Below are 23,505 nucleotides of genomic sequence, written 5' to 3'. Positions count from 1 at the left end.
AACAATAACAAAGAAGTCAAGAGCCAATCTGTATCTGGTAAAACTGATCAAACAGTCGATGTAAATTATGAAGTACCAGCTAACTATGAAGAGGTAGCGGACCAAGATCTACCAGGTAAAGTTACCTTTAAAGCCAAAGACAACGAACCGATCATCGTAAAGGTAAAACATAAGCATCAAGATGTGACAGATGAATATAAAAATGATGCACACAAGCAAGATAAGGTTGATCATACAGTCACGAGAACTGTTATAGTCAAACATCCACATGCCACAGATGATACTCGTACCGAAGCTCTCCACTTCACGCGCCAAGTAACACGTGACATGGCAACGGGTCAGGACACATTTGGCGAATGGATCCCAGATACAGTCGACTTCTTTGAAGGCTTTGCAATTGAGCCTAAAGCTTCAGATAAAGGTTATACCCATGATAAGACTAGTGTCGATCGTCTAGAACATATCACTGGTGATACAAAGGATACAATTGTGACTGTTGGCTATACTGCCAATGATCAAAAAGCACATGTGCACTATATCGACGATACGACAGGTAAGAAGTTGGAAGTTGTTCATGTCACCGGTAAGACGGATGAACCAATCAAACATGACAGCAAAGCTAAAGTCCAAGGTTACTTGGATAAGGGCTACGAATTAGTCTCAGATGGCTTTGCCAAAGCGGGTAAACCAAGTTACAATGCTGAAGATGAAGATCAACATTTCGAAGTTCATTTGAAACACGGATCTAAAGTGGTCAAAGCCGATCCAAGTAATGCGGATAGCCAAAAAGAAGTAAAACGGACGATCATTGTGAATGCACCAGATGGAACTAAGACAACTAAGGTCCAAACCGTTGTCTTCACTCGTGACGGTTCTAAAGATCTTGTAACTGGTAAGATTTCTTACCCAGATTGGGATGAAATTGCAACAAAAGCCTTTTCACAAGATGACGTGCCACAATATTTAGGTTATACTTCAATGGTAGCTGGAAGAAAACAAACGACAATTGCTGCCAAAAGCGTTCGTCCAACTGATGCTGACCAAGTGATCGAAGTCAGCTATGTTGCACGACCAAGCCAGCAAGTTATTACCTATCAAGATGAAAATGGTAACCAGATCGGGACCCAAGTGATCACTGGCCATACGGATGAAACGGTGAAATTAGTCCCAGTTCTCCCTGATGGTTGGGAATTGCTCGATCCGGATAGCCTACCTGAAAATGTGACATTTACACCAGAAGAAAACCCAGTATTGGTCATCACAGTTAAGCGGACTGCTACAGAAGACAGTGCTAAAACTGAAAAGACCGGTGAAAATACTGAGGTAGCTGAGCAAGAAGTTGTAAATGATACGACTGATGTCACAACTAATGAAAAGAATGAAGCAACACTTCCACAAATGGGTGAAAGTGATACTGAAGCTTTAGCATTTAGCTTATTAGGTCTAGTAACAGCAGCCTTTTCCTTGTTTTATTTTGGCAAAGAGAGAAGAAAGACTGATAACTAAAAAGAAATGATCAATGGATAGAAGTATTTTTAGTTAGCCATAGGAGGGACCACCTTAGATGATCTAGTCATTTATGGTGGTCTTTCTTAGTTTTAGGGGTTGAATTAGAATTTTTAGAAATTTTTCTGACGGTATTGCCGTCAAATACCAAAAAGTAGCGACCACTGCACAAACAACATTTGAATTTGTTGATCCGCGTGATCTAAAAACACCAGTCGCAATGTATTCGTACAAGACAAAAAAATTGGTAACAAGTGGGGTACTGGTCGCTGATGAAGTTCAAGAATTTGAACAAGTCAAGGTGCTAGTCGGGTATATGTATCATCGAACAAAGCGTAGATTTAAGGTGATCGATCCATATCGCAATGGACCTTTGGAAAAAGAAAGTCTCGAATTGCGTGATGATCGGGGCAATGTGCTGGGAGAAATGCCTTGCCAAAGTATCCCGCACGGTCATGTGATCGTGATCCCAACGATCTTTTCGAAAAACGATGAGTACTATACTTTAAAAGAGATCACCACCTTATTAAGAGATGATAAAAAAGCAACGATTGCCAAATATGAGCTAGCCCAAGTCACCGAGTCGTTGGACAAGACAACACTGACGACGCGCTTTGTGACGAAAACTGGCCAGCAGCTTTGCCGGGCCGCTAAACAGACGATCACCTGGAAGACACTTAAGTATCGGGATGCTAAAACGAGTCGTTCCTGGAGTGGTTCAAGCATTCCGGAAGAATCCAACTATGTAGCGGTCAAAAGTCCTTTGATCATGGGCTATGTAGCGCAAACAGCGGGCTTAGGACCAGCTAGCTTGAAAGCTAAAGAACAACAGATCGTCTATCAAAAATTAGGTAAGATCATTGCGATCGATAATGATGGCAATATTTTAGGTACGAAAAAATATTGCAATGATCGAACTGATCCTACGCAAGCAGCTGAGACTTTTTTACCATATATTAAAGGTTATCATCGTGCGATCAAGGCTGAAGCGATCTTACCGAGTGATCCAAGTTGTGATATTTTTGTTAAATATCTAGCCGACTAATAAATAAGCAGCTCCTAACGACATGAGCGCTATTGGGGCTGCTTATTTGTATACCATTTTAAAGTCGTCTAGTACTAATAGAATATGTTGGCTTATACGTTCGCTTGGTATTGGATCCATAGCTGTTAATTCGTGAATGAGTCGTAAAGTACTAGGTGTTAAGGTTTCAAGTGAGACATTATTTTCTTCCTGAAGTAATTCCGAGATCGAGATCCCTAGTGCTTGACAGATCGCATATAATTTCAAAAGATTGATATTTGTCTTTTGACCACGTTCTAATTTGGAGATAAAGTTGGTCGAAAGGTCACTGTATTCAGCCAATATGCAAGTTATTATCCATGAAAAACTACCCCTTTACTGCATGGAAAGTGTATACATGGATAATAAAGATAGTGATAATATATTAATACGGTTTATAGTCACTAAATTTATGGTTCGAAACCAAAATAACAGTACTATATTTATAGAAAAGGTTTTAAAATCCAAAAAAAGTTGGTAGGTTTCAATAACTACCAACTTTTTTTGATCATAATGAGATCAGTCTGTTCGTCAGTTCCCATGAAAAATGAGTGCGATCCGTGTTGAATAAAGCCCATTTTTTCGTAGAAAGCAAGGGCGGGATAGTTTTTCTCCCACACCCCGAGCCAGATACTGCTGCAATTTTTTGCTTGAGCGAGCTTGAGGGCTTCTTGGAATAAAAAGCGTCCCAAACCATGGCGTTTGAAGGCTGATCTGATGTAGATGCGTTCGATCTCAAGGGCATTAGGGGCAACTTGTTCACTTTGAGACTCGTTTAAGTTGACTTTTAAATAGCCGGCAAGTTGGTCATCTAAGTAAACAAAGTAAAATTGTGAGTTAGGATCATTGAGCTCGGCGGTCAATTTATTGAGGTCATAGGCTGTTTTTAAGTAATCGGCGAGGTCTTGAGCACTATTTTGGTCTTTAAAAGTATCGCTAAAAGTTTCAATGCTTATTTTTTGTAGTGTTTCAACTTCAGCTATAGTGATGCGTTTTAATGTTTTAGTCATCATATTTACTCCTAATAAGTTCGTTTTTGGCCTTTTTTGACGATCTCCCAATCTTTTTCGATATTACTGCGTACTTGTTGTAATAATTGTTGCAACTGCACTTGTTGTTTTGCGGTCAAATGCTTTAGGGCCGTCTGTTCTGAGTAGTTATGTTCGGCCCGAAGAGTTGGGTAGATCTGAGCCCCTTTTTTAGTTACAAAAAGGGGCTTATTTTTTTTATTATCAAGTTGAGTTCGGCGTTCGATCAAACCGTTGGCTACTAGTTTTTTGATCGCCCGGGAAGCCGTGGTCTTGTCGACTTTGAGGCAATTAGCCAACTCTTCTAAGATGATCCCGGGCTGTTCGTAGATCCTGACCAAGTAGAGATATTGGCCCTTGGAGAGTTCTAGGTCTTTGAATTCGACATTACTGATTGAATCTAAAGCCCGGGCGATCGTGCCGATCTCACGTAAGATCTCTGTCATTTTGAGCACTTCCTTTTGGTATAGTATATTTGATGTTTGTTGTAAATGCAACTATTTTTTAGAACGGAAATGAAATCGTTAAAATGGTATAATAGCTCTTGAACAATTAGAATGAAGGGCATGTGACGCGTTGATGTCGCATGGTAGGTGAGCATTTTGGATATAAAAATGGTAGCGATCGATATTGATGGTACGTTGGTCGATGATCACAAGCAGATCGGTGAAAAAACCAAAGTAGCGATCAAACAAGCGCGCAAGCAAGGCGTTTATGTGGTCTTATGTACGGGACGACCATTGTCTGGGGTCAAAGATTATTTGGAAGAATTAGACTTGGTGGGAGAAGACGACTATGCGATCACCTTTAATGGGGCTAAAGCACAGGTCACAGGGACAGGTGAAGCGATCTTTGAAAATCTTCTATCTCCCGAACAAGTGACTCGCTTGGATCAAGTCAGTCATGAAATCCAGATCAGAGGCCAGATCGTCATGCCAAATTCTGAAGTCATCACGACCTTTAAAAATATCAGTCCGTATACCGTACTCGATGCGTTCTATACGAAAATGCCACTTTATTACTGTGAGCCAGAAGAAATAGCTACACATTCGGCAGTGGCTAAATATATGTGGGTCGATGAACCAGAAGTGATCGCCGCTAAGACCAAGGACTTAGATCCAGCAGTGATCGCAGATAAGTATACCGTCCTTAGTGCGCCGTGGTTCTTTGAGATCATGCATCCTAAAGCCCACAAAGGCGCAGCCGTGCTCGAATTAGGTCAGCATTTAGGCCTAACTAAAGATCAGATCATGGTTTTAGGGGATGAAAACAATGATCTGACAATGTTTGAACTGGCTGGATTTGGGGTCGCGATGGGCAATGCTAATGACCAGATCAAAGACCTTGCCAGTGCAGTCACAGCGGATAATAATCATGATGGTGTCGGTGTGGCACTAGAAAAATATGTACTTTAAGAATTAGAAGGGAAGCAGTGAGATGGGAATTGTTGGTGAATTTTTGCTCCACAGATGGTATGTTTTTGTGATCGCCATCTTATATTGGCTCGTGATGAAATATCTAGGAAAAGGGACGCGTTTTGCCCGTGAAGCCAGCCAAGTGTCAGCTACTTTGCAGATCTTGTTTTTACTCGTTTATACGGGGTCAGCTCTATGGTTGTTAGCTTCAGGAACGGCTGCTAGTCAAGCCTTTACTTTATTTACGCTGGTAGTCAACATTGGCGGTGTCGTATTAGTTTTACCGCTGTTTTTGTTGATCTTGTATCGTTTATGTACCGCTAAATTTTTAACCCGCTTGCCTGAATGGGGCAAGAACTTATTTCGCTTGATCTGTTTTGCTTTGTTAGGCTTTTTCTCTTACCCTATCTTGGCGGTAGTCGTGACTTTATATTACGGCTGGTAAAGTGAGCTTTTTAGTATCACCCTAAGCTCGTTTTATGATAAACTACAGTTGTAAACGATTAGAGGTGAGACAGATGGAAAAAGATAATTTTGCGATCGAAGGGATGGTTTGTGCTAGTTGTGCGCAAACGGTCGAAAAAGCAGTGGCGCAACTGCCAGATGTCAGTGAGGTTGCGGTCAATTTGGCGACCGAGAGCATGCAAGTTGAGCATGGATCGCAGGTCAGTGTGCAAAAGATCATGCAGGCGGTCAAAAATGCGGGGTATGCAGCGACTTTATCCAACACCCTTGATCAAGCCGAATTTGAAGCTAAGCAAGCTCAGACTAAAGCGCGTTTGTTGCATAAAAAGCACCAAACGATCGGCGCTTTGATCTTTGTGGGTGCGTTGCTTTTAGTTGCGATGGGACCGATGATGGGTCTAGCCTTCCCGCACTTTTTAGATGTGATGCATAGTCCTAAAAGTGCTAGTCTGATCCAGCTGGCGTTAGTTTTACCCGTGTTGTGGTTTGGTAAAGGCTACTTGATCACAGGGGCTAAGGCATTATTTGCCCGGCACCCTAACATGGATTCGTTAGTCTTAATGGGAAGTGGTGCGGCACTCTTATACAGTTTGGTAAATACTTATCTGGCTGTGGTAACGGGGCACCACCATGATCTTTATTACGAGGCAGCCGGGATGATCATTGCCCTTGTCATGTTAGGTAAGTACTTTGAGGATCTTTCGAAGCAAAAGACCAACTTTGCTTTGACTTCGCTTTTGACATTGGTACCTAAAAAAGCTCTATTAGTCGTAGACGAAGGAAAGACTAAAGAAGTGCCGGTCGCAGAGCTTAAAGTCGGGGATACCTTTTTGGTTCAGGCAGGGCAAAGTATCCCCGTTGATGGTATCGTTTTGGCTGGCGAGACGACTGTCGATGAATCGATGTTGACGGGTGAAAGCTTGCCAGTCGCCAAAAGCACTGGTGATCTCGTGAGTGCCGGCACGGTCAGCCAAGTTGGTCAATTGACCTGTCGTGCAACGCGGGTCGGAAGTCAAACGGCACTTTCGCAGATCGTAGCCTTGGTCGCCAAAGCTCAAGGTTCAAAAGCACCGATCGCCCGGCTAGCTGATCAGATCGCGGGCTATTTTGTACCAGTGATCATGGTGATCGCAACTTTAGGTGCATTGGCGTGGCTTTTGACGGGGCATTCGTTAGGTTTTAGTTTAACGATCTTTGTTTCGGTCTTAGTGATCGCTTGTCCGTGTGCCTTAGGGTTGGCGACTCCGACTGCGATCATGGTCGGGACCGGTAAAGCAGCCAAAGCGGGGATCTTGTTCAAAAACGGGACAGCCTTAGAACAACTATCACAAGTGACAACGGTCGTCTTGGATAAGACGGGAACGATCACCCAAGGCAAGCCAACGGTGACTGATGTTTTAGCTAAACCAGGGCTAGATCCGGCGACGATCTTACAGTTAGCCGCTAGTCTAGAGTTTTACACTAAGCACCCGTTAGCCCATGCGATCTTGCAGGCCTCAACCGCTGAAACGTTACCCGTCAGTGACTTTGAGACTTTGCCTGGGCGGGGCTTGACGGCTAAGATCGATGGCTTGACCTATTTTCTGGGCAACCATAAGCTTTTAGTCGAACAAAAGCTCCCAACTGAGACACCATTGGTAAAACAGGCCCGATCCTTGACGCAAGCTGGCAAAACAGTGATGTTTTTGAGCACTGAAAAAGACCTCTTGGGTGTGATCGCCGTGCAAGATCCACTGAAACAAGATAGTCGCCGTGCGATCGCGCAACTGCACAAGTTAGGGGTAAAGACTGTGATGTTGACGGGCGATAATGAAAAGACCGCCCAGGCGATCGCCAAACAAGTCCAGATCAGTGAAGTTATCAGTGATGTCTTACCGGCTGATAAAGCAGAGACTGTCTTAGAGTTACAAGCTAAAAGACAAAAGGTCGCAATGGTCGGAGATGGGATCAATGATGCGCCGGCTTTGGCCAATGCCGATGTCGGAGTTGCGATCGGCAATGGAACTGATGTGGCGATCGATTCGGCTGATGTCGTTTTGATGAATTCAGATCTCAGTTCATTAGCCCAAGCACTATTATTGAGTCATAAGACTTTGGTCAACATCAAAGAAAATCTCTTCTGGGCCTTTTTCTACAACTGTCTCGGGATCCCGGTCGCTTTAGGTGTCTTGACGTTCTTTGGGGGGGCGTTGCTTGATCCGATGATCGCTGCTTTGTGTATGAGTTTTAGTTCAGTATCAGTTGTTTTGAATGCTTTGCGGTTGAACCGTGTAAAATTAAACTAAGTGAGGATGATAGTAATGGAAAAACATACAGTAAAAGTTGAAGGTATGAAATGTGAAGGTTGCGCTAAGAAAGTGCGTGAAAGTTTAAGTCGTGTCGTGAAAAATGTTAAGGTCGACTTGGAAAAGAAAACGGCGGAATACATCGGGGATGAAACAATCGATGGTTTGAATCAAACCTTGGATGGAACGCCATACTCAGTCAGCAAATAGCTAATTATTAAGGTGTTGGTATTCTTGCCAACATCTTATTTTTTTCTTATATATCTTTTACGAGCAGTAGTTTAGAATAGAGGTGTGGGCGAAAATTTTAGTAAATTACGAAAGGGGAATCTGCAGATGCATGATTATCGCAAAGAAGTACAACAATTGCTCGATGTGATGGGGAATAGTGAGCAGGAACTAACTCTAGGTGCTAAAGCGATCCAGCTGATCTTACAAATGGCAGCTAAGGGAAGTTCAGCCGAAGTGATCGAAGAAAAGCGAGCATCAGTAACACCTGAAGCGAAAGAAGATGAAGAGGAAGGTCCGCAGGCTCAGCCTGAAGAAGAACTTGAAGCGAGCTCAAAACTAGTAGAGAAAGTTGAAGCGGAGTCTAAACCAGCAGTTCAAGAAGTTGAACCAGTGGTCGATGAACCGACCGAAGAGAGCAAAGAAAAAGCCAAAATAGATCGGACTTCGCAAACTTTGCAAGCTTTGTTGAGTGAAAAAGGTGACAGTCAAGCGTTAGATAATTGGGTGCAAAAAGACCCTAAGATCTTTGAACGACTATTTGATATGGTAATGGTCTATAAAGTCTCAACGCGTCGGATCGGGTTTAAAGCTTATAATAAAAACAATAAAGAACTGAGATTTAGAGAAACGATCCGGAATCAATTCAATCCTAAAAATGGCGATGCGATCTTAGTCAGCAACGCCCATACGGATTCACCCCGGATCACGAAATTGATCAGACGACCAGCTGAGTCGTATTATCCTAATACGGTGACCTTTGACCGCGGGGTAGTTGAGGTCAACACTGATAAAGAACTGATCGTTAAACGCAATGTAAGTGGGAAAAAGCTTCGCGTCGATGGCGAATTATTTGAGTATAAGATCCCAGCTCAAGCCTATAATATCCATGAAGGTAGTATCGTGCGGTTGCGTTGGTATGCCCAACCGCGTGGTGAACGACAAAATGAGGATATCTCACTAGCTTGGGTCTATCCAGAACGCCAAGAAAAAGTTACCACGCCAGCGCCGAAAAAAGAGAAGGACCCTAAGCCACAATATCAACCGACGATTGAATTTGATCTAGCAGGTAAAACAGTCGGGATCGTGGTCGGACGCGAACTATATCGTGATAAATACGAAGCAATCATTGAGGCACATAATGGTAAGATGCTGATGGTCGACGCATTCTATCATCGCCGTGCCCCAGAAAATTATTTTGCACGGCGCTTGAGTGAAGCGGATTATGTGATCATGGTCCAAAACCAAAATAAACATAATACGAGCTATGCTTTAGCCAAGATCAAAGACCAATTTCAAGGCTTTGCGGTGGCTAAGAACTTGACCGGGATCCAGGTAGAACAAGCTATCTATCGGGCAGTCAAGGGTCTACCGGCATTCGTAGCTGGTTAAACGTCGGATGAATAACACGAGACTTTCCATGATGTGTATTTTGCATTGTGGGGAGTCCCGTGTTTTCATTAGCGAACAAATGACGCAGAATATCAATAAGATAAAAAATGCACAAAGTATTAGACATTTGCTAAAAAAATTATGGTAGTTTTGATGGGGCTACTAAAAAGATGTTTTTTGAGGCCGTACGAACAAAAAGTTAATTTTTTACATAAAGTAAGCGCTGTTGTGGATGGAGCGTTTCTTGTTTAAGAAAGAGTAAAATAAATTGAAATCGGTATCAATAAGGGTTAATATAGTTAGTGAAAGTATTCACGAAAAAATTTATCGAGTGAATTACTAGTCACTTTTAGTTTAAATATTTTGGGAGGTTCCAGATAGATGAGCAAAGAAAAGCCAAAGAAAAAAGTATTAACTCCAGAAGAAAAAGAAGCAAAGATGCAAGCAGCTCGTGTTTATACCGATGGCTTGGTCGAAAAAGCGTTAAAGGCAGAACAAGAATATGCGACCTTTACGCAAGAACAAGTTGATAAGATCGTAGCAGCTGCAGCTTTAGCTGGCTCTGAAGCAGCTTTGACTTTAGCTCACGAAGCAGTCGATGAAACTGGCCGTGGGGTAGTTGAAGATAAAGATACTAAGAATCGTTTTGCGACAGAAAACATTTATAATTTGATCAAAAACGAAAAGACAGTTGGTGTCATTTCGGAAGATAAGATCAAAGGCCAAGTTAAGATCGCAGCTCCATTAGGCGTCTTAGCCGGGATCGTGCCAACGACCAACCCAACTTCGACCACGATGTTCAAAGCTTTGATGGCTTTGAAGACACGTAATGCGATCGTCTTTGCTTTTCACCCACAAGCGCAAAACTGTTCCGCACACGCAGCTAAGATCATCTATGAGGCAGCATTAGCAGCTGGAGCACCAAAAAACATCATTCAATGGGTCGAAAAACCATCACTTGAAAACACAACTGGTTTGATCCAAAATCCAAAGATCGCATCTATCTTGGCAACTGGTGGCCCAGGCATGGTCAATGCAGCATTGCGCTCGGGTAACCCATCAATGGGTGTAGGTGCTGGTAACGGGGCAGTCTTTGTTGATCACACTGCTAACTTAGACCGTGCTGTCGAAGATCTTTTGATGTCTAAGCGTTTTGATAACGGGATGATCTGTGCAACAGAAAACTCAGCCGTTGTTGAAGCTCCAGTTTATGACGCTTGGTTACAAAAGATGCAAGAAAAAGGTGCATATTTAGTACCAAAAGAAGACTATGCTAAGATCGAAGAGTTCGTCTTCAATGATAACCACGGAGTAAACGGTCCGGTTGCAGGTAAGAGTGCTCGCTGGATCGCAGACCAAGCTGGTGTCTTTTTACCAGAAGGTAAAGACGTGATGTTATTTGAACTAGATGCCAAAAACATCGGTGAAAAGTTATCCTCTGAAAAATTATCCCCACTCTTGTCCATTTATAAAGCTAAAGACCGCAACGATGGTGTTAAGATCGTTGGCGCTTTGTTAGATTATCAAGGTGCAGGTCACAATGCTGCGATCCAGATCGGTTCACAAACAGACCCATTCATCAATGAATTTAGTGACAAGATCAAATCAGCTCGGATCTTGGTCAACCAACCAGATTCGATCGGTGGGATCGGTGATATTTATACGGATGCATTGCGTCCAAGTTTGACACTCGGAACAGGATCATGGGGGAAAAATTCATTGTCACATAACTTATCAACAGGTGATCTTTTGAATGTTAAGACAGTTGCTAAACGTCGTAACCGTCCACAATGGGTACGCTTGCCAGAAAAGATCTACTACGAAAACAATGCGATCTCATACTTACAAGATGAGACAGAAGATATCAAGCGTGCCTTCATCGTAGCCGATCCAGGAATGGTCCAATTTGGCTTCGTTGATAAAGTTTACGATCAATTAGCCGTGCGGGATACACCAGTGAAGACGGCCCTTTACGGAACGGTAAAACCTGATCCAACATTAGGACAAACGATCGAGATCGCTCGTCAAATGGCAGAATTTAAACCAGATACAGTGATCGCTCTTGGTGGTGGTTCATCCTTGGATGCAGCTAAGATCGCCCGTTATATCTACGAATATTCCTTAGATCAACCAGCTGGTTTCATGGATGACTACGATAAAGTCAGCGAATTGTTCTTATTATTGCAACAAAAATTCGTTGATATTCGCAAACGTATCGTTAAATTCCACCATGCGACTGCAACTAAATTATTTGCGATCCCAACAACATCAGGTACTGGTTCAGAAGTGACACCATTTGCGGTTATCACTGATGATAAGACCCACGTGAAGTATCCGTTAGCTGATTACGAATTGACACCACAAGTGGCGATCGTGGATCCAGAATTTGTTATGACTGTGCCAAAACGCACCGTTGCTCTTTCTGGGCTAGATACTTTATCGCATGCTTTAGAAGCATATGTTTCTGTAATGTCATCTGAATTTACCCGTCCATGGGCGCTTGAAGCGATCAAGTTAGTCTTTGAAAACTTAGTTGATTCATACAACTTTGATCCAAAGAACCCAACGGCTGCTGGTGAAAAAGCTCGTGAAAACATGCATTACGCCGCTACATTAGGTGGGATGGCATTTGCTAATGCCTTCTTAGGGATCAACCACTCGATCGCCCATAAAACAGGTGGGGAATTCGGTTTGCCACACGGCTTATGTATCTCGATCGCTATGCAACCAGTTATCCGCTTTAACGGTGTGTCCGGTAAGGTAAAACGTTCACCATATCCACGCTATGAAGTATACCGTGCTCAAAAAGACTACGCAGATATTGCTCGTGCTTTAGGGCTCAAGGGCAACAGTGATGCCGAATTAGTTGAAGCATTATGTGCTCGGATCGCGCAGTTGTTCAAAGATCTCGATGTTGAACCTAAGTTATCCGCTAATGGTGTTACCAAGGAACAATTTGAAGGGGCCTTGGATGAAATGGTCGATTTGATCTACAATGATCAATGTACACCAGCTAACCCACGCCAACCATTCTTAGAAGAGATCCGCGAATTATTGTGGGAACAATTTTAATTAAGTAAAGCCCAAGAGCGAGTTTCAGGTGACTGAGACTCGCTCTTTTTGGTGTAGATAAAAGGCTATAAAATGCAAAAAAAACTTAGAATTACAAAATGTGATCCTAAGTTTTTTGTATTTTAGTTTATTTTTAGATCAAATTTTTACTTGCAAGTGGGGTCGCGGTTTCTTTTAGGACTGTATTTAAAGCTTCGATATTTGCTTTTCCTTGGGTCTCACACCAGAGACTCGCTGCGCCCGCACCATCTTGAGCAAATGGGACGACGCTATCCTTCCAGGTCGCACGCCCACACAAGACACCGTTGAATTTTGAACCGGCTTCATGGGCAAAGTAAAGAGTATCTTGGAACATCTGTGCTGACACGCCCGCACTTAAGAAGATAAATGGAACGCCAGCTGCGGCTTTGGTCTGTTCAGCAAAGTAAGCTGCTGCTTGTTCCTTGGTGTAGACTGCATCCTCATCTTTTGCAAACCCAGCAACATAAGCCATATTAACTGGAACTTCGACTTTCAAGACATCAACGTTATAACGCGGTTTAGCAAATTCGCGCATCATCTCGATGACTTTATGCGGTTTGACGGCTGCGTATTCTTTGCTCTTGGTGTCTTCGATATTAGCATCATAGGACATCAATTAGAGGAAAAACGGGATATCTTCAGCTACGCACTCACTGCCGATCCGTTCGATGAAGGCTTGTTTCTTTTCGTTGATCGCCATCGGTTCATCGACATCATAGTAGACCATGAACTTAACGGCATCAGCGCCAGCTTCTTTTAAGCGTTTAGCCGACCAATCGGGCAAAAGATCGGGCATGCGTCCCGGTTCGCTGACATCATAGCCCGTTTTTTCGTAAGCTAGCAAAAGCCCGCAGTTGCTGTCACGGGCTAAAGCAGCGGGTAAACCATATTCTGGATCGAGTAAGATCGCCGATGAATACGCTGTCATTTTTTGGGAGATAACTTTTTTGAACTCGCTTAGATCAGAACTGGTTACGGGATGGTCAGCTTTTTTAGCCAACATCTTTTTTAATGAACCGCGTTGATCGATCGCAAGTGCTGCAATAATACCATCAGAGTTAGAGAGTCGCTGTAAAGCTGTTATTTTTCCTATCATGATCTCGCATCATTTGTTTTAAAATGTTTGTTTGTGTTCTTGTAAGTTTAAATTACCACGGAGAAAATGATTAGTCAAATAATAGTGTTTATAAATGTTTGAAAATGTCATTGAGTCGGACTTTAAAGTTTGATCTTGTAATACTCCCACCGTTTATACGAACAGATATATTCAATGATCTGTCCGCTGAGCGATAGCGTTGTTGTGCGTTCTTGTTTGACGGTCGGGGTCTCTTCGCTGATCTCCAACAGAGCAGCGATTTTTTTCGGGGTCGGTAAGATGATCTGGTTGTATTCGACAAAAGGTTCTGTGTTTAGATGGATCTTGAATTCATTTTTCATTTGGGTATAGATCGAATTGTAATAAGAAAGATCATGGGGATGGGTCACAAAGCGTTCGGGTAAATAAGTGCAGTGGTAGATATATGGGATCTGTTTAGCCCGGCGTACCCGTTCGATCACATAATAAAAGTCAGTTGAGGTAAGACCTAGTTGGGTCAAGATCGTGGGATGGTTGTCCCGCGTGATACTGATGACTTCCACGCGATCATCGGGGGCGTAAAGACCTCTAGATCGCTGAACTTAACAGTCTTTAGCTTGCGCGAGCGTGAGATAAAGGTCCCTTTACCTTGGTAACGCACTAAAAAGCCTTCAGCGACGAGTTCTTTTAAGGCGCGGATCACGGTGATCGAACTGACGTGAAAGCGTTTGGTGAGTTCAGCTTCACTGTAAAATTTGTCACCGCTTTCAAATTTACCGGATGAAATTTCATTTTTGAGATTATTTTTGACGAGTTGGTGCTTAGGGATCTTCATAATAATTACACATCCTTTGTGAGGGGCACTTTGTAAGCAAAATAGCGTGAAGGAGCGGTCGTGATCGTAAATTCAAAGGGACGGTCGAAGCTATCATAGGCGAGCCGTTGGATCTTAAGACAGGGTGAACCCACGCGTAGATCGAGTAAGTCAGCTTCGCGTTCGTTGATGAGACTAGCAAAAAATTCCTCTGCGCCATCCTTGATCTTCAGCTGATATTTAGTGGCAAGGAGGTCATAGAGCGAGTTTTTGACCAGTTCATTGCGTTTTAAAGCGGGAAAACGTTCAGCTGGTAAAAAGGTTTTTTCAAACAAAACTGGCTGATGCCCCAATAAGCGTAGGCGCTCAACGCGGTAAACTGGTTCATCTTGAGCTAAATGGAGCATTTGGGCGACATAGTAATTAGGGATCGTTTGGGTAAAAAGCAAGATCTCAGTCGTGGGTGCCTGCTCAGCGGGCATGTCTAATTTGCTAAAACTGTAAAAATGTGCGTAATCATATTGAACGGGTTCATAAGTCACATAATAGCCGACATTTTTAGCTTTGGCGATCAATTTTAGGTCTTCTAATTCACTTAAAGCAGCACGTACGGTGGAGCGACTGACGGAATATTTGTGCGCTAATTCTTTTTCTGTGAAGAAGCGGGTATTCGTTGGTTGCTGAGTCTCTAAGATGTTTTTGATCAATTTGTCTGCTAGAATAGCATATTTAGGGCGTTTTGTCATCGCTTAACTCACCTACTTTGAAAAAATTGTACGTTGAAAAAAAACGCAAACTGATAACGTTTCACCCCAATTATACACTAAATGGTATGTAAATTAATACTGAAAAAGTATAGCAAAAAAGCTTAATTAATTGTGTAAATAAGCTAGAATTAAATTATAAATGATAACGCATACAAAAGTGTGTGACTAACCATTACAGGTATATACCACTTTCAGCTGAACCATTTTTTTGTAGCATTTATTTATTATTACCGTAACTTAGTATATTAACATAATGATTTTATTCAAGAGGACAGATGAATATGGAGAATTTTATCGTACGAGAAGATGGACTTTATCTAAACGATGAACCGTTCAAACTTCTCTCGGGGCGATCCATTATTTTCGGATCCCACGTGAACAATGGTATCGGTCCTTATATAACTTAAAAGCTTTAGTTTTCAATACGGTCGAAACATATACGGCCTGGAACCTCCACGAACCTAAAGAAGGCGTGTTTGATTTCAGTGATCGGCTTGACCTCAAGGCTTTCATTGAATTAGCCCAGCGTCTAGGCTTGTATGTGATCGTGCGCCCGTCACCATACATCTGTGCGGAATGGGAATTTGGCGGCCTACCAGCTTGGCTCTTGACGAAAGAAAATGTCAGGTTACGCGCTAATGATCCTGTTTTCTTACAGGCTGTCGCGCGTTATTACCAAGAGCTTTTTCAGATCTTGACGCCATTGCAGATCACGCATGGTGGTCCGATCATCATGATGCAGATCGAGAATGAATACGGCTCATACAGCGAGGACAAAACTTATTTACGCCAGATCAAAGCTTTGATGGAAAAATACGGTGCTGATGTGACATTGTTTACCGCCGATGGGGCTTGGCAAGCAACGTTACGTGCCGGGAGTTTGCTAGAAGACAAGATCTTAGCGACAGGTAATTTTGGCTCCCATGCCAAAGAAAATTTCGCAGCGTTAAAGGCGTACCAAGAAAAAATGGGGGTCAAGCAACCCTTGATCTGCATGGAATTTTGGGATGGCTGGTTCAGTCGTTGGGGCGAGCCCGTAGTCAAACGTGATCAAGCTGAACTTTTAGAAGCATTGCGTGAAGTTTTAACGCTAGGCGCGGGTGTCAACCTGTACATGTTCCATGGTGGTACTAACTTTGGTTTCATGAATGGCTGTTCAGCACGTAGGGAACACGACTTACCGCAGATCACATCATATGACTATGGTGCCCCGTTGAATGAAGCCGGCGAACCAACGCCTACCTACTATGCGATCCAAGAGCTGATCAGCGAGATGTATCCAGAACTTGAACAAAAAGAACCATTAGTCGAAAAGATGATCAACATTTGGGATATCAAATTGACAGGTCAAGTCGATCTATTCACTTGTTTAGACCAAGTCAGTGAAAAGCATAACAGTCAATATCCCGAGTCGATGGAAGCGTTGGGCAGTGGCTATGGCTATGTGTTGTATCGCACGCAGATCTTACGCGATAAACTAGACAAAGAACGTTTTCGCGTGATCGATGCCAGAGACCGGCTAGGCTTTTATCTAGATGGTGAGCATGTAGCGACCCAATACCAAGAAGAGATCGGAGCTGACATCGAGGTCAAGTTACCTAATGAAACTACTCGACTCGACATCTTAGTCGAAAACATGGGACGGGTCAATTACGGGAGCAAGTTATTAGCCAATACGCAACGCAAAGGACTCGGACGTGGTGTCATGGATGATCTACACTTTATTTTAGGTTGGGAACAGTATATTTTGAACTTTGATAAGCTTGCCGCAGTTGATTTTACAGGTGAATGTGTCAAAGGCCGACCGAGCTTTTATCGCTATGAGGTCGAGTTAGCTGAGACCGGAAACTGTTATCTAGACTTAAGTGGTTTTGGCAAAGGGGTCGCGCTGGTAAATGAACATAATTTAGGGCGCTTTTGGCAAAAAGGCCCGCAGTTAGCGCTCTTTGTTCCCGCTGAATTCTTAAACCAAGGTCAAAATGAAATCGTTATCTTTGAAACAGAAGGCATTTATCAAACTAAGCTGAATTTGGTAGAAAGACCGATCTATAAACATATTGAGGAGGATGCGCAATGATTATTGCAGTACGGATCGATGGACGTTTGATCCATGGACAGGTAGCTAATTTATGGACGACTAAGTTAAATATTACACGGATCATGGTCGTAGATGATGAAGTTTCACAAAGTGCGATCGAAAAAAGTGGGCTTAAGCTTGCAACGCCAGCGGGAGTCAAATTGAGTGTTCTTCCGTACGCGCGCGCAGCGGAAAATATCTTAGCTGGTCGTTATGACTCACAACGTTTGTTGATCGTGGCCAAAAAACCGCATTATTTATTGAAATTAGTTGAAGCCGGGGTCCCACTTGAAGAGATCAATGTGGGTAACATGTCACAGTCAGACACGGCGACTTCGATCACACGCTCAGTGAATGTTGATGAGTAAGATGTTGCCGAATTCAAAGAATTGAACAAACATGGGGTCCATTTGATCCATCAAATGGTGCCTGCTGATTCGGCTGAAGATTTTATGGAGCTATTAAATAAGAAAGGGTGAGCCTAAATGACAATTGCATGGTGGCAGATTTTACTACTTACGTTGTATGCCGGATACCAGATCTTAGATGAATTGCAGATCAACTCCTCGGCTGGTTCCGCTGTTTTTGCCGGTTTGATCTCCGGTCTTGTAATGGGTGATCTAAAGACTGGTTTGTATATTGGTGGGATGATGCAGTTGACGATCCTTGGGGTCGGAACTTTTGGTGGCGCTTCCATAATCGATGCCAACTCGGGTACGATCTTGGCGACTGCTTTTGCCGTTTCGGTCGGGATGGATCCAAAACAAGCGATGGCAGCGATCGCCGTGCCGGTGGCCGCCTTGATGATCCAGACTGATATCTTGGGTCGTTTTGCTAATACGTATTTTGCACACAAGATCGATAAAGATGTGGAAAACTTCGAATACAAGAAGATCGAACGTCACTTCTTGATGGGTGCGATCTCATGGTCACTTTCCCGGATGTTACCAGTGTTCCTAGCTTTAGCCTTTGGTGGTGGCTTAGTTTCCAAAGTCGTTGGTTACTTGAACGGCGATCTCAAATGGCTAGGTGACGGGCTCTCAGTTGCTGGGGCAGTCTTACCAGCTGTCGGGTTTGCGATCTTATTGCGCTACTTGCTAGTTAAGAAACACTTTGCTTATTTGATCTTAGGTTTTGTGATCACTGCACTATTGACAACGCTCTTTGGCAATATCCAATTGCTCGGCACAAGTGTTGCTGGCCTAGACAAGACTTTAGTAGCTAACTTCAACAGTATGCCAATGTTAGCGATTGCTTTGATCGGTCTAGCTTTAGCCTATATCTCTTACAAACGCAGTGATGCGGATGCACCAAAAGCACCGCAACAACCACAGGTAAATAATAACAGTGAGGGGGAAATTGAAGATGACGAACTCTAATAAACCAAAAACAACAGGTTACAAATTGACCGATGCCGACTTCAAGCAGATCAACCGGCGCAGTCTCTTTGGCTTCCAGTTAGGCTGGAACTACGAACGCATGCAAGCGTCAGGTTATCTGTATACGATCTTGCCACAATTGCGCAAGATGTATGGTGACGGAACACCTGAATTAAAGAAAATGATGAAATTACACACCCAATTCTTCAACACGTCAAACTTTTTCAATACGATCGTTACAGGGATCGACTTGGCGTTGGAAGAAGAAGGAACTGACTCAGCTGAAACTGTTAATGGGTTGAAAGCTGGTCTGATGGGACCTTTAGCCGCGATCGGGGATGCGATCTTTGCGGCCTTGATCCCAGCTATTTTCGGTGCAATTGCTGCTGACATGGCAGTTAAAGGAAATCCTTTAGGTGTCTTGATCTGGGTCGGTGCAAGTATCGCCGTAATGATCTTTCGTTGAAGCCAATTAAAATTTGCCTACAAAGAAGGAACTGAACTGGTAACAGCGATGCAACACCGCTTGACCGCTTTGACGGATGCTACAACTCAGCTTGGTGTCTTCATGGTCGGGGCGTTGGTAGCAACGATGATCAACGTTAAGCTCGCTTGGGCCCCAATGATCGGGGATGTTAAGCTCGATTTCCAAAACAACTTAGATATGTTGCTACCACGTCTTTTACCAGCTGTGATCGTATTGGCGATCTACTGGATGTTAGGTAAGAAGAATATGACTTCGACCAAAGCGATCTTTATCGTACTCTTTGTTTCGATCGCGTTATCAGCTTTAGGTGTTATTTCAAAATAGACTTTTAACGGACCATGGTGAAGTAGCTTCATTGTGGTTCGTTTACCATAGGAAAGGAAATGAAACTTATGAAACCATTAGTATTGATCAGTCACGGAGATATGTGTGTTGAATTGAAGAAAAGTGTCGAAATGATCATGGGGCCCCAAGACGATATTTACACAGTATCGCTATTGCCCAATGAAGGCCAATCAGAGTTTTTAGCTAAATTTAAAAAAGTCGTTGCTGGATTAGATGATTTTATCGTGTTAGCCGATCTATACGGCGGGACACCGTGCAATGTGATCGCAAAACAGATCATAGCCGGCGCTAATTACCGACTCTATGCTGGGATGAACATGGCAATGGTGATCGGGTATTTGAACGCAGAAATGTTAGGTTCAAAGGCAGATCTTATTGCGGAAGCGCGTAATGGCGTGACCGATGTCAATGAAGCGCTCCATGGCTTGATCGATGCAAATAGTTAAGAGGTGATCAGATTGTTTGAAAAAAGTAACGCGACCTTAGAAAAATTAGGAGCCGTTATTACGACCCGTGAGATCCAACAAGAACCAAAACTTTGGTTAGAGACCCTAGCAATCTGTCAACAGCATCAAGCTAAATTAGCTGACTTGTTGGCTAGCTTTGAGCTCAAAGAAAACCAAAAGATCCGCGTGATCTTCACAGGAGCGGGGACCTCACAGTATGTGGGGGATACCTTAGTTCCTTACCTGCGTCGGACGGGGGACACGAACCGCTTTGAATTCGTGAGTCTAGGGACTACGGATATCGTGGCAGCACCCAAAGACTATCTGTTAGCCGATGAACCGACCTTACTCGTGTCCTTTGCGCGTAGTGGGAATAGCCCTGAAAGTAAGGCAACTGTGAAACTGGCAAATAAAGTCGTCAAACAGGTCAAGCATTTGGTGATCACCTGTGCTACTGAGGGCGCTTTAGCAGTTACAGGAAAGGCTGATGCGAACAGCTTGGTCGTCTTAATGCCAGAACTTTCTAACGATAAAGGATTTGCGATGACCGGATCATTTACGTGCATGACGTTAGCGGGTCTCTTGTTCTTTGATCAGACTGACCAAGCTAAAAAGATCGAATATGTAAAAACGGCGGCTAAACTAAGCGAGTATGTGATCGAACAAGAAGCTCAGTTAGCAGCTTTGGTCGAGCTTGATTTTGACCGGATCGTTTATCTAGGATCAGGCCCGTTGAGCGGACTAGCTCGGGAAGCGCAATTAAAGATCTTGGAACTGACTCATGGCCAGATCGCGACAGTCTTTGATTCTTCGATGGGCTTTAGACATGGGCCAAAATCCTTTATCAATGCGAAGACTTTAGTGCTAGATTTTGTCGCTAATGATCCGTATACCCGCAAATATGATCTTGATGTGTTAGAAGAAGTTCACGCCGATCAGATCGCTTTGCAGACGGTAAGCATCGGGCAAGTGAGTGGCCATGAATTTACTGGCCAACGCTTTGATTATCCACCAAGTGAGATCTTACCAGAAGGCTACTTGGTCTTGCCTGATATCATGGTGGCGCAAGTGATCGCTTTATTGACTTCACTTAAGATCGGTAATACACCTGATACTCCATCACCAAGCGGGACCGTTAATCGTGTTGTTAAAGGTGTTTTGATCCACGAATTTGAATAAAGAAGGCGAAATGACATGCATTATTATGTAAAAGCACAGACATTTTTAACTAAAAGTGGGGTAAAAACTGGGGGCTATTTAGAGATAAAGGATGGTAAATTTGGCCGTTATCTACCACCAGAGACTGATCTTTCTGCTGCAACGATCATCGACAAAAAAGATGCGATCATTGCCCCGGGCTTAGTTGATACGCACATCCATGGCTTTGCGGGACATGACGTGATGGATGCCTATCCAGCAGGCTTAGCTGAGATCTCACAGGGGTTACTTTCATGTGGGGTAACTTCCTATCTGCCGACAACTTTGACCGCACCACCACAAAAGTTAGCGCAGGTTTGTCAGTTGCTAGGTGAAAAAGCCCATGAAATATCAGGGGCCAAGATCCAAGGGATATATCTTGAGGGACCTTACTTTACTACGGAGCATAAAGGAGCACAGAACCCAGCGTATATGCGCGATGCAGATTTTGTTGAGCTCGAACGCCTGCAAGCTTACGCAAAAGGAATGATCAAAAAGATCGCCCTTGCCCCAGAACATCCTGGAGCGCTCGAATTTACCAAGCAAGCTGTCAAAAGTGGGGTCAAGGTTTGTCTCGGGCATAGTAACGCGACCTACGAAGAAGCGATGGCAGCTGTGGATGCTGGCGCTGACATCTTTGTTCACACGTATAATGGAATGAGTGGCCTAAATCATCGGGCACCTGGAATGGTCGGAGCTGCTTTTGCAAGTGATGCTTACACTGAATTGATCTGTGACGGGCATCATGTTCATCTGGGAGCGATCACAGCGTTGCTCAAGGCTAAACAAGAAAAGACCGTTTTGGTGACTGATTGTATGCAAGCCGGTGGGATGCCTGAAGGTGAGTATATGTTAGGCGAGTTTTTGGTCGAGGTCAAAGATGGAGCGGCCCGACTAAAAGATGGTGGCAGTTTAGCTGGCAGTGTCTTAGAGCTATTTACCGCAGTCAAAAACCTTGTTGATTGGGGGCTATGTAGCCTTTCAGAAGCATTTGAAATGGCAAGTGAGCTTCCAGCTAAGAGTGCCGGGATCGCCGATGTCTGTGGTAGTATTCAAAATGGACGTGACGCTGATTTCTTGGTAGTCAGTCCAACTTTAGGGCTCAAAGAAACTTATGTTGATGGACAAAGTGTTTATCAAAAATAATGCTCTTTTTGATAAGCGAATAAACTCCCGCTCAGGATGCAAGAATGCACCTTGAGCGGGAGTTTTTGCTAGTAGTTATTTACACACTACCAGATCTCTTTACCTGTTTCGACTACTAATTTGACCTTGGCCCATTGTTCATCTTCGGTCAATTCGTTGCCTTCTTCTGTTGAAGCAAAACCACATTGAGTTGAGATACCCAGATTTTCTAAGGGTACTAGCTTGGCTGCTTCAGCTACTCTAGCCTTTAATTTAGCTGGATCTTCTAAGTCAGGGAATTTTGATGTCACTAAGCCTAAAATGATCTTAACGTCTTTTCGATCGTTCCAGATCCGCTTTAAGGCATCAAAATTGCCGGAACGTTCATTATCGTATTCTAAGAATAATTCATCATAGTTCAAAAGACTTAAGTATGGTGCGATCACGTCATAGCTACCACTGAATAGGTAAGTCGATTTGAAATTGCCCCGACAAATGTGGGTCGTGACGGTCATATCGGCTGGGACTTTTTCGAGCATCTTATTGATGACAAAGACGCTATCTTTGGCTAAAGCTAAATATTTGTCGCGTTCTTCACCCGTGGTTTCATTTAACTTGCTGATCAAAAAGGCCCAGGTCGTATCGTCTAATTGTAAATAACGACAACCTAGATCATAGAAATGCTTGATCGTTTCACTATAAGCTTGAGCTAAGCCCTTGAGAAATTCTTCCCAATTAGCATAGAAGAGTTTGTAATTTTTACTGCGATCATCTCTAAAGAAAAGTGTTGGAGAAGGGATCGTTTGTTTAGCAACAACGCCCTTTGGAACGATGCTCTTTAGATACTTAAATTGTTCAAAGAAGGGGTGGTTGGGATTATATTCGATACGGCCGCCCAATTCAACATTGTCAGTTCGGGTCTTTTCCCCGTGGAATTTATAACTTTGGCGATAATCATAGCGTTTGACGCCCTTGAAGCCCCAAAAAAAATCTAAATGCCACCAACTGCGACCAAATTCACCATCGGTTGCATCCTTTAAGCCAAGTTTAGCTTGTTTTTCAACAACACGTTTGATCTCTTTTTTCAAGATCTCATCGTAATTGGCTTGATCAATCTTACCGTTTGCTAAATCCTCTTTAGCATGTTTTAATTTATTTGGTCGTAAAAAACTACCGACAACATCATAGTGTGAACTAAATTTTTCACTCATAATTAATGCCCCCTTGAAATCGTGAAGTGCTAAAACTCACGTTACTTTAAGGATAACGCTAATTTTCCACTTAGACAAAGAAAAGCAATTTTGTAGCTAAAAATAGT

18 protein-coding genes and 4 pseudogenes are annotated in these 23,505 nt (G+C 43.2%); 15 read left to right on the top strand and 7 right to left on the bottom strand.

Annotated elements, in window-relative coordinates; all coding sequences use genetic code 11:
- Together FC30_RS09505 and FC30_RS02015 are read left to right on the top strand one after the other, a co-directional pair.
- A partial coding sequence (locus FC30_RS09505; protein ID WP_162255310.1) for a mucin-binding protein occupies positions 1-1,506 on the top strand: 1,506 nt, incomplete at its 5' end.
- Between the two features lie 244 nt (positions 1,507-1,750).
- Complete coding sequence (locus FC30_RS02015) at positions 1,751-2,551, top strand: mucin-binding protein (RefSeq protein ID WP_235804163.1); 801 nt, start codon at positions 1,751-1,753, stop codon at positions 2,549-2,551.
- 42 nt (positions 2,552-2,593) lie between these two features.
- Here FC30_RS02015 and FC30_RS02010 read toward each other — a convergent pair whose 3' ends face one another.
- The 3 genes from FC30_RS02010 to FC30_RS02000 all read right to left on the bottom strand — a co-directional run bounded on the left by FC30_RS02010 (position 2,594) and on the right by FC30_RS02000 (position 4,043).
- Complete coding sequence (locus FC30_RS02010; protein WP_010689839.1) at positions 2,594-2,872, bottom strand: helix-turn-helix domain-containing protein; 279 nt, start codon at positions 2,870-2,872, stop codon at positions 2,594-2,596.
- A gap of 188 nt (positions 2,873-3,060) precedes the next feature.
- Positions 3,061-3,579 carry a GNAT family N-acetyltransferase gene (locus tag FC30_RS02005; protein WP_010689837.1) on the bottom strand — a complete coding sequence of 173 codons (519 nt, stop codon included), beginning with the start codon at positions 3,577-3,579 and terminating at the stop codon, positions 3,061-3,063.
- Positions 3,580-3,590: 11 nt separating this feature from the next.
- A complete protein-coding gene (locus tag FC30_RS02000) occupies positions 3,591-4,043 on the bottom strand; it encodes a MarR family winged helix-turn-helix transcriptional regulator (protein WP_035448746.1) in 453 nt (150 codons plus the stop codon).
- 156 nt (positions 4,044-4,199) lie between these two features.
- On the opposite strand from FC30_RS02000, the gene FC30_RS01995 reads away from it, so the two are divergent.
- From FC30_RS01995 to adhE, 6 genes are all read left to right on the top strand, one after another.
- Positions 4,200-5,012 carry a Cof-type HAD-IIB family hydrolase gene (locus FC30_RS01995; RefSeq protein ID WP_225361428.1) on the top strand — a complete coding sequence of 271 codons (813 nt, stop codon included), beginning with the start codon at positions 4,200-4,202 and terminating at the stop codon, positions 5,010-5,012.
- A 22-nt stretch (positions 5,013-5,034) separates the two neighbouring features.
- Positions 5,035-5,457 (top strand): hypothetical protein, encoded by a 423-nt coding sequence (locus FC30_RS01990; RefSeq protein WP_010689830.1) that lies wholly within the window; start codon positions 5,035-5,037, stop codon positions 5,455-5,457.
- 73 nt (positions 5,458-5,530) lie between these two features.
- Positions 5,531-7,762 carry a heavy metal translocating P-type ATPase gene (locus FC30_RS01985; RefSeq protein ID WP_010689828.1) on the top strand — a complete coding sequence of 744 codons (2,232 nt, stop codon included), beginning with the start codon at positions 5,531-5,533 and terminating at the stop codon, positions 7,760-7,762.
- 15 nt (positions 7,763-7,777) lie between these two features.
- A complete protein-coding gene (locus tag FC30_RS01980; RefSeq protein ID WP_004050031.1) occupies positions 7,778-7,972 on the top strand; it encodes a heavy-metal-associated domain-containing protein in 195 nt (64 codons plus the stop codon).
- 126 nt (positions 7,973-8,098) lie between these two features.
- Positions 8,099-9,382 carry a hypothetical protein gene (locus tag FC30_RS01975; RefSeq protein ID WP_010689826.1) on the top strand — a complete coding sequence of 428 codons (1,284 nt, stop codon included), beginning with the start codon at positions 8,099-8,101 and terminating at the stop codon, positions 9,380-9,382.
- Between the two features lie 381 nt (positions 9,383-9,763).
- Positions 9,764-12,454: a bifunctional acetaldehyde-CoA/alcohol dehydrogenase gene (adhE, locus tag FC30_RS01970; RefSeq protein WP_056938458.1), complete on the top strand. Its 2,691-nt coding sequence runs from the start codon at positions 9,764-9,766 to the stop codon at positions 12,452-12,454.
- A 133-nt stretch (positions 12,455-12,587) separates the two neighbouring features.
- Here adhE and lacD read toward each other — a convergent pair.
- The 3 genes and pseudogenes from lacD to FC30_RS01955 all read right to left on the bottom strand — a co-directional run bounded on the left by lacD (position 12,588) and on the right by FC30_RS01955 (position 15,110).
- A pseudogene (lacD, locus tag FC30_RS01965) lies at positions 12,588-13,571 on the bottom strand (tagatose-bisphosphate aldolase).
- Positions 13,572-13,693: 122 nt separating this feature from the next.
- Positions 13,694-14,385, bottom strand: a pseudogene (locus FC30_RS01960) (GntR family transcriptional regulator).
- A 5-nt stretch (positions 14,386-14,390) separates the two neighbouring features.
- The gene (locus FC30_RS01955; protein WP_010689815.1) at positions 14,391-15,110 is read right to left on the bottom strand and encodes a GntR family transcriptional regulator; all 720 of its coding nucleotides are present in this window, start codon (positions 15,108-15,110) and stop codon (positions 14,391-14,393) included.
- 373 nt (positions 15,111-15,483) lie between these two features.
- Here FC30_RS01955 and FC30_RS01950 point away from each other — a divergent pair, with 373 nt between their 5' ends.
- The 7 genes and pseudogenes from FC30_RS01950 to nagA all read left to right on the top strand — a co-directional run bounded on the left by FC30_RS01950 (position 15,484) and on the right by nagA (position 22,208).
- The gene (locus tag FC30_RS01950) at positions 15,484-17,208 is read left to right on the top strand and encodes a glycoside hydrolase family 35 protein (protein ID WP_373878871.1); all 1,725 of its coding nucleotides are present in this window, start codon (positions 15,484-15,486) and stop codon (positions 17,206-17,208) included.
- Positions 17,205-17,687 (top strand): annotated as a pseudogene (locus tag FC30_RS01945) (PTS sugar transporter subunit IIB). Before FC30_RS01950 ends, FC30_RS01945 begins: the two are co-directional and overlap by 4 nt.
- A 6-nt stretch (positions 17,688-17,693) precedes the next feature.
- Positions 17,694-18,587, top strand: a complete 894-nt coding sequence (locus FC30_RS01940; protein WP_010689811.1) for a PTS mannose/fructose/sorbose/N-acetylgalactosamine transporter subunit IIC — start codon at positions 17,694-17,696, stop codon at positions 18,585-18,587.
- A pseudogene (locus FC30_RS01935) lies at positions 18,574-19,398 on the top strand (PTS system mannose/fructose/sorbose family transporter subunit IID). Before FC30_RS01940 ends, FC30_RS01935 begins: the two are co-directional and overlap by 14 nt.
- Before the next feature lie 68 nt (positions 19,399-19,466).
- Complete coding sequence (locus FC30_RS01930) at positions 19,467-19,865, top strand: PTS sugar transporter subunit IIA (RefSeq protein ID WP_010689810.1); 399 nt, start codon at positions 19,467-19,469, stop codon at positions 19,863-19,865.
- Between the two features lie 12 nt (positions 19,866-19,877).
- Positions 19,878-21,044 carry an AgaS family sugar isomerase gene (locus tag FC30_RS01925; RefSeq protein WP_010689808.1) on the top strand — a complete coding sequence of 389 codons (1,167 nt, stop codon included), beginning with the start codon at positions 19,878-19,880 and terminating at the stop codon, positions 21,042-21,044.
- Between the two features lie 15 nt (positions 21,045-21,059).
- Positions 21,060-22,208: an N-acetylglucosamine-6-phosphate deacetylase gene (gene nagA, locus FC30_RS01920; protein ID WP_010689807.1), complete on the top strand. Its 1,149-nt coding sequence runs from the start codon at positions 21,060-21,062 to the stop codon at positions 22,206-22,208.
- A gap of 86 nt (positions 22,209-22,294) precedes the next feature.
- On the opposite strand, the gene FC30_RS01915 is transcribed toward nagA, so the two are convergent.
- Positions 22,295-23,398 carry a vitamin B12 independent methionine synthase gene (locus FC30_RS01915; protein WP_010689806.1) on the bottom strand — a complete coding sequence of 368 codons (1,104 nt, stop codon included), beginning with the start codon at positions 23,396-23,398 and terminating at the stop codon, positions 22,295-22,297.
- Positions 23,399-23,505: the final 107 nt, after the last annotated feature.

The organism is Ligilactobacillus animalis KCTC 3501 = DSM 20602 (assembly GCF_001434535.1).
Lineage (GTDB): Bacteria > Bacillota > Bacilli > Lactobacillales > Lactobacillaceae > Ligilactobacillus > Ligilactobacillus animalis.
This window is presented reverse-complemented; position numbering and strand designations above follow the sequence as displayed.